This is a genomic window from Acinetobacter sp. G11 (assembly GCF_049808495.1).
GTDB lineage: Bacteria > Pseudomonadota > Gammaproteobacteria > Pseudomonadales > Moraxellaceae > Acinetobacter > Acinetobacter kookii.
Genome location: NZ_JBNCAT010000054.1, coordinates 1 through 11663, shown reverse-complemented (window position 1 = coordinate 11663; position 11663 = coordinate 1). Strand labels below are relative to the sequence as shown.

8 protein-coding genes and 1 pseudogene are annotated in these 11663 nt (G+C 42.9%); 5 read left to right on the top strand and 4 right to left on the bottom strand.

Going from position 1 to position 11663, the window contains the following annotated elements; translation table 11 throughout:
- Positions 1-79 (top strand): annotated as a pseudogene (locus ACPUEY_RS13625) (IS1 family transposase); the annotation flags it as partial.
- Positions 80-172: 93 nt separating this feature from the next.
- On the opposite strand, the gene ACPUEY_RS13620 reads toward ACPUEY_RS13625, so the two are convergent.
- Positions 173-1552 carry an amidohydrolase gene (locus ACPUEY_RS13620; RefSeq protein ID WP_425122413.1) on the bottom strand — a complete coding sequence of 460 codons (1380 nt, stop codon included), beginning with the start codon at positions 1550-1552 and terminating at the stop codon, positions 173-175.
- A 302-nt stretch (positions 1553-1854) separates the two neighbouring features.
- Here ACPUEY_RS13620 and ACPUEY_RS13615 point away from each other — a divergent pair, with 302 nt between their 5' ends.
- Positions 1855-2436: a hypothetical protein gene (locus ACPUEY_RS13615; protein WP_425122412.1), complete on the top strand. Its 582-nt coding sequence runs from the start codon at positions 1855-1857 to the stop codon at positions 2434-2436.
- A gap of 342 nt (positions 2437-2778) precedes the next feature.
- Entirely contained in the window at positions 2779-3435 is a 657-nt protein-coding gene (locus ACPUEY_RS13610) for a hypothetical protein (RefSeq protein ID WP_425122411.1), read from the top strand.
- A gap of 32 nt (positions 3436-3467) precedes the next feature.
- Here ACPUEY_RS13610 and ruvB read toward each other — a convergent pair whose 3' ends face one another.
- The 3 genes from ruvB to ACPUEY_RS13595 all read right to left on the bottom strand — a co-directional run bounded on the left by ruvB (position 3468) and on the right by ACPUEY_RS13595 (position 6789).
- Entirely contained in the window at positions 3468-4475 is a 1008-nt protein-coding gene (ruvB, locus tag ACPUEY_RS13605; RefSeq protein WP_425122410.1) for a Holliday junction branch migration DNA helicase RuvB, read from the bottom strand.
- Between the two features lie 248 nt (positions 4476-4723).
- Positions 4724-5326, bottom strand: coding sequence for a Holliday junction branch migration protein RuvA (gene ruvA / locus ACPUEY_RS13600; RefSeq protein WP_425122409.1), 603 nt, complete (start codon positions 5324-5326; stop codon positions 4724-4726).
- Positions 5327-5448: 122 nt separating this feature from the next.
- The gene (locus ACPUEY_RS13595; RefSeq protein ID WP_092818626.1) at positions 5449-6789 is read right to left on the bottom strand and encodes a deoxyguanosinetriphosphate triphosphohydrolase; all 1341 of its coding nucleotides are present in this window, start codon (positions 6787-6789) and stop codon (positions 5449-5451) included.
- Positions 6790-7238: 449 nt separating this feature from the next.
- Between ACPUEY_RS13595 and purL the strand changes: the two genes are divergently transcribed.
- Together purL and ACPUEY_RS13585 are read left to right on the top strand one after the other, a co-directional pair.
- Positions 7239-11075: a phosphoribosylformylglycinamidine synthase gene (purL, locus tag ACPUEY_RS13590; protein ID WP_425122408.1), complete on the top strand. Its 3837-nt coding sequence runs from the start codon at positions 7239-7241 to the stop codon at positions 11073-11075.
- 316 nt (positions 11076-11391) lie between these two features.
- Complete coding sequence (locus ACPUEY_RS13585) at positions 11392-11523, top strand: KGW motif small protein (RefSeq protein ID WP_425122407.1); 132 nt, start codon at positions 11392-11394, stop codon at positions 11521-11523.
- Positions 11524-11663: the final 140 nt, after the last annotated feature.

The window sequence follows — 11663 nt, the reverse complement described above, 5'->3', positions numbered from 1 at the left end:
CAACTTTTCTAAAAAGCTCGAAAATCATTTTAAAGCCTTTGATTTGACTTTCTTTTACCTTAATAACGGATTTGTTTAACGCTAGCATACTTTTTGAAACACCACCGAAATCTATTCTGTGTTCAATCGTCAAGACCTTTACCTAGATGTAAAAAAAGTGAGAAAAGGATGCTCACTTTTTAAAAAAAATGGACTTTATTTTTTTTGCAGCTTGCATCTTTTTCCAGTCTGCCTGTACCTGTTCGGCAACTTTTGGATAATCCAGGATAAAGCGCACATGGCTTTCTACCCCGGTTTTTAAGGTCGCATTATCGACGATAAATAACGGGTTATGGTTCGGCGCCGCTTTGGCCATGTCCTGATCGGCAGGCGTTGCGCCTACAAAGACAAACAGGGATGGCATCAGCTGACCATAATAGGCAAAATCTTCGCTGGCACTGGCATTGTTGTCCAGTACATGCAGTTTATCTTTGCCATTCACCTGAGCCAGCGTGGATTGCATCAGTTTTGTTAATGTTTTGTCATTGGTGGTCACAGGCGCGTAGGGTGCAATTTCCACTTTCGCTGTGACCTGATTGGCAGCGGCATTATGTTCGAGCATGTTCGGTAAAGCTTTTAAAATGCCCTGGCGGACATCTTCACTGTTAGAGCGAATGGTGCCGACCATATTCACCTGATCGGGAATGACATTACCCGTTGTCCCGCCGTGAATGCTGCCAATACTGACTACGCCCATGCCTTTGGTCAAATCTGCATTACGGCTGATTAAACTTTGCATGTTGTTGATCATTTGCGAAGAAGCATAGATTGGATCACGACCGAGCCAAGGCATGGAGCCGTGGACTTGTTTGCCATTCACTTGAATGCGTAAATGATCGGCACTGTTCAGAATTGCACCATCTTTATATGAGATATTACCGCTTGGCATACCTGCCATGACGTGCATACCAAAAATCACTTCCGGTTTTGGATTGTCCAATGCACCATCGGCAATCATTTTACGTGAACCGATTAAATGGCCTTGGCTAAAGTTATCGACATCGGCACCGCCTTCTTCAGCCGGCTGGAATACGAATACTACGGTGCCTGCAATTTTATCTTTATTGGCTGCCAGGGCCTTGGCTGCACCCAGTAACATCGCGGTATGGGCATCGTGACCACAGCCATGCATGACATGCGTTTCTGCACCCTGATACATGGCTTTGGCTTTACTGGCATAAGGGAGTCCAGTTTTTTCTTCAATCGGAAGAGCATCCATATCGGCACGTAAAGCCATCACTGGACCGGGTTTCGCACCTTTAAGCACCCCAATTACACCGGTTTTGGCATAGCCTTTACGCACTTCAATGCCATAAGATTTCAACTCTTTTTGTACCAGCTCAGAAGTTTTGAATTCCATGTTGCCAAGTTCGGGATTTTGATGAATATGCTGTCGAAGCTCAATGGTATGGGCTTCTACATTTTTAACGGAATCATCAATCCAGTCTGCAAGGCTCAGCTGGCTGCAAAGAAGAAGTGGAAGACAAAGGGAGAACTGTTTGTATATGTCCATATATTAACGAATCCTTAAAGGTTGAGATTATTGCAGTGAGTCCATAGCATTGCATAATGCAGGAAATTTAGACAAAACTATTTGAGTGCCTTAATATACTTTTAAGGTATATTTTGTATTAATTGTTGGAATATAAAGATTTTATACGGACTTCAAGACTGTAAATACATTGAAATTTATGTGAAATGAGCTTTTATCAGTTTTGTTTATCCCTCTTAATTTTTGGATCTGTGACACAACAGTTTTATTTGATTCTATTTATTATTGGGGCATAACGGCCCTATCCGGCATTAGGGTTCTGAATGAGTGCTTTTTTTAAATATATTATGATTTTCGCCCTGGGCTTTGCCCTGTGGAATTACTGGCTGAAACCGGATAAGGGGATTTCAGATGCACCTGATTATCAGTCTACTGGAGCAGTCCATCAGTTTCAGGGATATCGGATCAACAATCTGGAAGCTTATGCTGGCGAGTTTCGGGTTTTATCCAGAGAAGACTATAGTTTTGGGCGAGAGGCGGAACTCAGTCCGGTTGATTTTGCTTTGGGATGGGGCAGCATGACCAATCCTGCTGTTTATAAGCAGTTGTCGATTAGTCAGAGCAATCGCTGGTATTACTGGCGTTATGAAAATGCACCGCCTATACCTGTGAATGAAATTTCAACGCACAGCGCCAATACGCACTTGATCCCTGCATCGAAACAGATTGCAAAACAGCTGAAACAGATTGATCAGGATGATCTGATTTATTTGAAAGGACAACTGGTTGAGGTCACGGCTGCTGATGGCTGGAAGTGGCGCAGTTCTTTAAGTCGTGAAGATACAGGGAATGGGGCATGCGAGTTGATGCTAGTGGAAGAGGTAAGAGTGATTTCTAGGTCTTAAATCTTTTATTTGCTGAATTAAGCAAGAATATGATTTTTGGGAGAGGATGAGCTAATTGAACTTAGTTCCAGACACTCTTTTTAATGTTGTATGTGATTAATTTTCCATATGGTTTGGTCTATTTGCTTTTGACGGGACAAAAGCAACAAAATCCCTATGTTGGATTGGGGGTATGTCCTGATAAGCACTGTTTTAAAGCGTAGCGCAAGTCAATCCAATAGGCGATATCCATGTCGCCTGTAATGTGATTTTTAAAAGTGATGAATTTTTAAAAATAAAGTATAACTTTTTGATTTATAAAAAATATATTTATAAGTTGTTTTGATTTTTTAGAGGTAAAAATTGGTAAACCAACAAGAAAACACGCAGGCAGTAGTATTACAGCCGTCGAATGAGAAAACGATTTATCTGGATTTAACACATTCCACAGATTGGGTAGTGGCTGGATCAATTTTTGTATCAGCTTTAATAAGTTTTATTGGATTTTTAATTACAATTTATGTAGTGAGAAAGTCTACAGAAAGTCAAATTCAATCCAATGAAAGTTTAATAGAGCAACAGAAAATTTTAAAAATTAGGGAGTTAGAAATATTAAATAAAAATAATACTCTACAGAGAATTAAAGAATTAATTGGTGATAATCTTTATTTAGCAGGAAATGTACAGAACCAAATTGAAATAGGTATTAGTGAGATACAACAACAAAAATTTGATGATTTTTTTCATTCAAGGCATCACGGGGATTTCAAAATATTACTTAATAATTATCAAAGTTCTATAAACCGTTTAAGAGTATATTTAGGGAATGAAACCCAACATTCAGAAAAACTAAATAAGCATTTTCGAAAAATGCAATTACTCTCTTGGAGTTTATATACTGCCGGTATGAATGAGCTGGCTTTGAGTGATAGTCTTGATCAATGGGTGAAAGAATTTAAAGTAGGTGAGATTTTAGTGCAAAATTATTTGAATGATGAACTTAAAAATATTTATAAATAATATTTAAAAAAGCAGCCTAAGCTGCTTTTAAATCATTTATCCTTCGGCTCTGGCGGTGTCATGCCAAACTGCAAATAGGCCATATTGGTAGCAATACGACCCCGTGCGGTTCGCATGGTATAACCTTGCTGAATCAAATACGGTTCAATCACATCTTCCAATGTGCCTGAATCTTCCGCCATTGCCGCAGCTAAAGCTTCCACACCGGCAGGACCGCCATCAAAACGTTCCAACAGCATGCTCAAGTAACGACGGTCTAAAGTGTCTAAACCATCTTTATCGACATTCAGCATATCCAGTGCACGTTGAGCCATTTCCTGAGTTACTTCGCCAGTACCTTTAACTTGAGCATAGTCACGCACACGACGCAGCAGACGGTTGGCAATACGCGGTGTACCACGTGCACGACGGGCAACTTCTTTAGCCCCTTCTTCAGTAATAGGCACATCCATTAAATTCGCTGAACGCGAAACAATATGCGTCAGGTCTGCAACCGAATAGAACTCCAGACGTTGCACAATACCAAAACGGTCACGTAGCGGTGAGGTGAGCAAGCCTGCACGAGTTGTTGCTGCCACCAAGGTAAATGGCGGTAAATCCAGCTTAATGGAACGTGCACCGGGTCCTTCACCAATCATGATATCCAGCTGGTAATCTTCCATGGCTGGATACAGGATTTCTTCAATCACTGGAGAAAGACGGTGAATTTCATCAATAAATAAAACGTCACCTTCTTCCAGATTGGTCAGCATGGCAGCCAGATCGCCGGCACGTTCCAGTACCGGACCAGAAGTTGATTTTAAATTACCGCCCATCTCACGCGCGATAATATTGGCCAGTGTGGTTTTACCTAAACCCGGTGGACCAAAAATTAAGGTATGGTCGAGTGCTTCACCACGTCCGCGTGCGGCGCCAATAAAGATTTCCATTTGCTCGCGTACCACTGGTTGACCAATGTAGTCATCGAGGGAAGTGGGGCGAATGGCACGATCAAAATGATCTTCGGGTTTTTCAGAACCACTGATGAGACGGTCTTGCATATTAAGTCAGTTCTATTTTCGTGAATTCGATTGTCGCGTTATGGTCATACATACCACATTTAGTTGCACGGCCGCGAATGATGAAAGATATTCACTGCTTTCGCGTAGGCGATGCCTTACTTTTGACAGGGCAAAAGTAACAAAACCCTTTGCAGAAATAATGGCATGTCCATATGCCATATTTCTGCGGCAGCATCCATGCTGCCTTTCATTACATCTATTTACACCTATAACTTCAAATTATGAGGTTATTTATTCATCGATTTTAATGCGGCGCGAATAATATCTGATGCTTCGGTGAAGTCACCTTTGGCTGCATTCACCAGTTTCTGTGCTTCTAAAGGTTTATAACCTAATGACTGTAATGCCGCTTCGGCTTCTGCGACAGCAGAGTTACCGCTAAACTGGATTTGCTGTGCTGATGTAGGACTATTAGTCGTGCCGGTAGACATTGCTTTGAAGCGGTCACGCAGTTCAATCATCAAGCGTTCAGCGGTTTTCTTGCCTACACCCGGAACTTTCACCAAGCTGTTGATATCTTCATGTTCAACGGTATGAATCAGCATTTCTACACTTAAGGTCGATAAAATGCCGAGTGCCATTTTAGGCCCCACACCGTTGACTTTCAGCAGGGTACGGAAAATGATTTTCTCTTGAGCATTCAAGAAGCCATATAAAAGCTGAGCATCTTCACGAACGGCCAGGTGCGTCCATAGTGTAACTTTCTGGCCTTTTTGTAATTGGCAAAATGTTGAAAGCGGGGTGTCGATTTCATAGCCCACACCATTTACATTTAATAATACTGTCGGTGCTTCTAGAGCCAACACCTCGCCAATAAGACATCCAATCATGTTAATTTATTCACTTATCTATCGTTGGTTGCATAGTAGAGAGCATTTGTCATAAAGGCAAAATGCTCAGGCATAATGGTTTAAATTTAGCAGAAATTCCAGTCAGAATAGCTGCAACATCTTTACATCAAGCCGGCTTTATTGCCCTGTAACTCTTGCGACAGGTTGTAGGCCTGATGGTCTGAGAATTTAGAAATAATGTCCAGCACCTGCATAATATTTTCATAGTGGTTGCTTTGAAAATTGACACCGGCACGTTGCAGCATGGACATCAAGCGCTGTTCTTTAAAGCTTAAAGTCTTATGCGGTGTCGTCAGCGGAATAAAGGCATCCAGAATGTTTTGAAGACTTTGATGGGCGATAATTTCCAGACCCGCCTTTTGCGGATGTTCAAAAATCTTGTCACGCGCCAGGTTTTTTGCCCGTTCAATGCCATGTTCAATATCTTCTGAACAATATTGCAATAAACTGCCTTTCAGTTGACCCGATAAAATTTCAAAGTGATGTTTGGCAAATGCCGTGGTGACTTCATCCACCAGCCGTTTCATCACCCGGCCACGTAAAGCGGCAATTTTTTGCTGCCATGTGGTGGTTGGCATGGACAGTTCTTCGGGCTTGCCATAATCCGAGATTAAGTCGAGAAAAATCGGTTCGACTTCTTCATAGGACAGCATATTTAAAATAATGCCATCTTCCAGATCAATCAGGGCATAACAGATGTCATCGGCGGCTTCCAGTAAATAGGTTAGCGGATGTCGGCAATAATGATATTCACCGAGCTGAATTAAACCGAGCTGTTCAGCAATTTGTTTCAAGATCTCTCTTTCAGACTGGTAACAGCCAAATTTTGCCCGCTGACTGGCCGGGCGATCCCCTTGCGAGGCAATGGTTTTAGACAGCCACGGATATTTGAGATAAGCCCCTAATGTGGCAAAAGTCAGGCGCATACCACCGTCATTCGGATGGTAATCAATTTTGGTCAATAAACGTAGGCCTTGGGCATTGCCTTCAAACTGGCGTACATCGGCCTGTTCTTCCGGTGTCAATTTTTCCAGAAAATTGCCATGAGATACATCATCAAACCATTCACGAATGGCGTATTCACCAGCATGTCCAAAGGGTGGATTGCCAATATCGTGTGCCAGACATGCGGCCTGAATAATGGCACCGACATCGGCAGGGGAAATCCACACAGGGAGTTGATCTTTAATTTTTTCCGCTGCCAGCATGCCCAGTGAACGGCCAATACACGACACTTCCAGTGAATGGGTCAAACGGGTGTGAATGCCATCGTGCTGAGTTAACGGATGCACCTGGGTTTTACGGTTTAACTGGCGAAAACTTTGTGAAAAGATAATGCGGTCATAATCTTTGTGAAAAGGGCTACGTGCCTGTTCTGAACTTTGTTTTTTGCTACCAATACGAACTGTCGAAAGCAGTTCCAACCAACGCATTTGTTCCATTTATCATTATTCAGTGAAGAGCTGAATTCATCATGCCAAAAAAAAGTCTCACCGACTAGAGCAGGGCGACATGATTTGTCTTTCTAATAAAACAGTCTATAGATGGATTCATGACAAGTTATATGAAGGAGTCGACAGCAGGGTATTTGTTGAGATAAAAAATAAGATTCGAATACCATGCCTTAAAATCAATGGTCCATACAGAATTCAGAATAAACTCAAGTTGTTGCGATAATATTTAGAAACAAGATATTCATCGATTAAATCTTCATGAGTTTTAAAATTTTTATCTGAAAAATAAAATATTCTTCCCTGTTCTTGAGTGAATAGATGCCACATTCGTGAATTTCTATCTAGCTGATTTTGCCAATACACAGTAGAATATGCGCTCTCTCTAAGTCACATTGGCGGTAGGGTCAAATAGACCTGCCCGTGGAGCCAAAATCAGCATGTTTATCGTGGCCGGTGCACCAGCACACTCTTCTTTTAAGAAAACTCAACTCTTAAACCGTCTTGCGTCAATGAGTTCTGTTCAATCAATTGAAAGTCAATGGATTTATCTGTTTGATCAAGCGCTCAACGAACAGCAGCATCAATCTGCATTACAATTATTAAATGATGGTGCTTCTTTTGAAGTTCGTCAGGCAGCAAGTGATGAAATTCAGATTCTTGTAACGCCACGTCTAGGCACGATTTCTCCGTGGTCTTCTAAAGCGACTGATATTTTTGCCAACTGTAATACTCCGATACACCGCCTAGAACGCGGTGTTTTGTTTACTTTAAAAGGTATCTCTGAAGTATCCAATGAAGTTAAACAGGTTTTACATGACCGTATGACTGAAAGCGTGTTCAATCATATTGATGACGCTGCGGCTTTGTTTGTCGAAACTGCACCAAAACCTTTAAATAGCATTGATATTTTAGGTCAGGGTAAAGACGCATTGGTTAAAGCCAACTCTGAATTTGGTTTTGCCTTGTCAGATGAAGAAATTGATTATTTAACCGCAGCATTTAACAAGCTGGGTCGTAACCCGCACGACATCGAATTGATGATGTTTGCTCAGGCCAACTCTGAGCATTGCCGTCATAAAATCTTTGGTTCTGAATGGACCATTGATGGTGAAAAACAGCCATTGTCATTGTTCCAGATGATTAAAAACACCTATAAAGAATCTCCAACAGACGTATTGTCGGCTTATAAAGATAACGCTTCTGTGATCGTGGGCTTTGACACGCAGCGTTTCTATCCTAAAAAAGACAATGAAACAGGTCACCACGTTTATAAATACAAGAGCCAGGCTGCTCACATCCTGATGAAGGTGGAAACCCACAACCATCCAACCGCGATTGCACCATTTGCCGGTGCTGCGACCGGTTCAGGCGGTGAAATCCGTGATGAAGGTGCAACAGGTCGTGGTGGTAAACCAAAAGCTGGCTTAACCGGTTTCACCGTATCGAACCTGAACATTCCAGGCTTTGAACAGCCTTGGGAAGAAAACTATGGCAAGCCATCACGTATGGCATCTCCACTTCAAATCATGATTGAAGGCCCATTGGGTGGTGCTGCGTTTAACAACGAATTTGGTCGTCCTGCCTTAAATGGTTACTTCCGTACTTTTGAACAAAACGTGAATGGTGAAGTGAAAGGTTTCCACAAGCCAATCATGATTGCTGGCGGTTACGGTAACATCCGTCCTGACCATGTGGAAAAAGATGCGATTCAGCCGGGCGATTTACTCATCGTGCTGGGTGGTCCTGCCATGCTGATCGGCCTGGGAGGCGGTGCAGCATCTTCTGTAGACAGCGGTAAATTGGGTGAAAACCTCGATTTCGCTTCTGTACAACGCGAAAACCCGGAAATGGAACGCCGTTGCCAGGAAGTGATTGATGCCTGCTGGCGCATGGAAGATTTCAACCCGATCGTGTCTGTACATGACGTGGGTGCGGGCGGTATCTCCAATGCCATGCCTGAGCTTGTGAATGATCATGAGTTAGGTGCTGTGCTTGACCTGCGTAAGATTCCATCGCTTGAGCCAGGCATGTCTCCAATGGAAATCTGGTCGAACGAAGCACAGGAACGTTATGTCCTGGCGATTCGTCCAAGTTCTTTAAGCCTGTTTGAATCTCTTTGTGCACGTGAACGTTGCCCGTTTGCAGTATTGGGTGAAGCGACTGAAGCACGTCATTTGACTGTTGAAGATCCATTGTTTGAAAACAAAGCCGTGGATATGCCAATGCAGGTGATGCTTGGCGGTACGCCGCGCATGAGCCGTTCATATGAAACGATTGAACGCAAAGGCGACGACTTTGATGCATCTAAAGTCACTGACCTGAAAGATGCGATTTTCCGCGTTCTGAAAAATCCGACCGTTGCTTCTAAATCGTTCCTGATCACGATCGGTGACCGTTCAATTACCGGTATGGTTGCGCGTGACCAGATGGTCGGTCCTTGGCAAGTTCCTGTAGCAGATGCTGCGGTGACCACTACAAGTTTAGTCGGCTTCACTGGTGAAGCGATGGCGATGGGTGAACGTCCACCAGTTGCGCTTTTAAACCCTGCTGCATCTGCACGTTTGGCTGTAGCTGAATCAATCTCGAACATCATGTCTGCAAAAATTGACCAGATTAGCGACATTAAACTGTCTGCGAACTGGATGGCGGCTGCAGGTCAACCGGGTGAAGACCAAGCTTTATTCGAAGGTGTGAAAGCCATCGGTATGGAAATGTGTCCTGCGCTGGGTATCGCGATTCCTGTCGGTAAAGACTCATTGTCTATGCGTACCACCTGGAACGACGAAGGCGAAGACAAGTCTGTAACTTCTCCAATGTCTGGCGTAATTACCGCATTTGCACCGGTAACCGATGTACGTCAAACATTGACCCCTGAATTGAAAAATCAAGATTCAGTACTGGTACGTATCGACTTGTCTAAAGGTCAGTTCCGTTTGGGCGGTTCGATCCTGGCTCAGGTGTATAAAGCGATTGGTTCTGTAACACCTGATGTAGACAGCTTCGAAGATTTCAAAGCATTCTTTGCATTGGTTCAAGACTGGAACAACCGTGGCTTGATCAAGGCTTATCATGACATCGGTGATGGCGGTTTACTGGCTACTGTTGCAGAAATGATGTTTGCTTCACGTCTGGGTGTAGCGCTTGAAGATCAATCGACTGAGGCTTTATTTGCCGAAGAAATTGGTGCAGTTCTTCAAATCAGCAAATCTGATTGGGCAGAACTTCAAGCAGAAGTTGCAGCATCTAGCTTAAAAGATGCAATGTCTGTAGTAGGTACAGTCAACAACACTGATCAGTTAACTGTAAATGGTCTGGTGCTTGAACGTGCTGACTTGCAAGTGGCCTGGACTGAAGTATCACATCAAATCCAGCGTCTACGTGACAACGTTGAAACTGCGGATTCTGAGTTTGCTTTAATCACTGACAAGAACCACAAAGGTATTATTGCTCAGCCGACATTTGACCTGAATGAACCTGTAGAAGCGCCGTTTATCAATTCACGTCGTCCAAACATGGTGATTTTACGTGAACAGGGCGTAAACGGTCATGTTGAAATGGCTGCGGCATTCGACAAAGTGGGCTTCAACACTGTTGACGTGCACATGAGCGACTTGCTTGCTGGCCGTATCAGCCTGGATGACTTTGAAGGTATTGTGGCTTGTGGCGGTTTCTCTTACGGTGACGTAATGGGCGCAGGCGGTGGTTGGGCGAAATCAGTTCTATTCAACCCTAAACTGCGTGACCAGTTCGAGAAATTCTTCCATCGTCAAGAAACCTTCTCTTTGGGTATCTGTAACGGTTGTCAAATGTTGTCGCAATTGGCTCCACTGATTCCGGGTGCAGAAAACTGGCCTCGTTTCCACCGCAACACTTCAGAAGTGTTTGAAGCGCGTGCAGTCAACGTACGTGTTGAAAAATCTCACTCTATTCTTCTAGACGGTATGGAAGGTTCGATTCTTCCAATCGCGGTAGCACATGGCGAAGGTCGTGTGGTTGCAACTGAAGACAAGATTGCTGCGTTAAATGCAGGCAGTCAGGTCAGCCTGCGTTATGTAGACAGTCTGGGTAATGCTACACAGCAATATCCATTGAACCCGAACGGTTCACCGGAAGCAATTACCGGTGTGACCTCGCAAGACGGTCGTGCAACGATTATGATGCCGCACCCTGAACGTAACTTCCGTGCTGTTCAGCATTCCTGGAAACCTGAGGAATGGACTGAAGATGGTGCATGGTTACGCATGTTCCGCAATGCACGTAAGTTCATTGGTTAATCATTTCTAAAATAAAAAAGGGTTGCTAATGCAGCCCTTTTTTATTAATTTAAATAAGTGTTTTAATGAAAATATTTGACCAAATGGAAAAATAATTTAAAATAGCATCGTTAGTAGCGCCACCTTTAGGGTGGCTTTTTGTTTTGTAAGTTTTATTTTTTAATTTTATTTCTCCCGCTGGACTTGGTTTGGATTTTGCTTTTATATTGGTGTGAAAGGATATTTGTGTGTTTTATGCCCAATCACGATGCAATATGGAAGAAAGATGGTTCACTAAATACAAGTTCAGGATTGAATCTCTAAGCGAGGTGACACAATGCCAAAAACTGTAATCTATACAAATATTGATAAAGCGACTTTACGTAAGAAAGGCTGGATGTTTTTTATGGCAGTCGTAGGGCTACAAATATTGTTCTTGATCGGTAATTATTTGCTGCAAAGTTCTTAATTTTTAGATTGAAAAAGCCACCGTGAGGTCACTACTGTCCCACAAATATCACAAGAAGAACCTCAATTGAGGTTCTTCTTGTTTTCGCCATTTTTTATCAGGCACAAAGAGTGACCTTAAAAGTTTCCTTTCAAATAAAT

What these genes read in the sequence shown, in the direction of transcription:
- ACPUEY_RS13620 (WP_425122413.1), bottom strand. Translation starts at nt 1,552, where the DNA reads ATGGACATATACAAACAGTTCTCCCTTTGTCTTCCACTTCTTCTTTGC.
- ACPUEY_RS13615 (WP_425122412.1), top strand. Translation starts at nt 1,855, where the DNA reads ATGAGTGCTTTTTTTAAATATATTATGATTTTCGCCCTGGGCTTTGCC.
- ruvB (WP_425122410.1), bottom strand. Translation starts at nt 4,475, where the DNA reads ATGCAAGACCGTCTCATCAGTGGTTCTGAAAAACCCGAAGATCATTTT.
- ruvA (WP_425122409.1), bottom strand. Translation starts at nt 5,326, where the DNA reads ATGATTGGATGTCTTATTGGCGAGGTGTTGGCTCTAGAAGCACCGACA.
- ACPUEY_RS13595 (WP_092818626.1), bottom strand. Translation starts at nt 6,789, where the DNA reads ATGGAACAAATGCGTTGGTTGGAACTGCTTTCGACAGTTCGTATTGGT.
- purL (WP_425122408.1), top strand. Translation starts at nt 7,239, where the DNA reads ATGTTTATCGTGGCCGGTGCACCAGCACACTCTTCTTTTAAGAAAACT.
- ACPUEY_RS13585 (WP_425122407.1), top strand. Translation starts at nt 11,392, where the DNA reads ATGCCAAAAACTGTAATCTATACAAATATTGATAAAGCGACTTTACGT.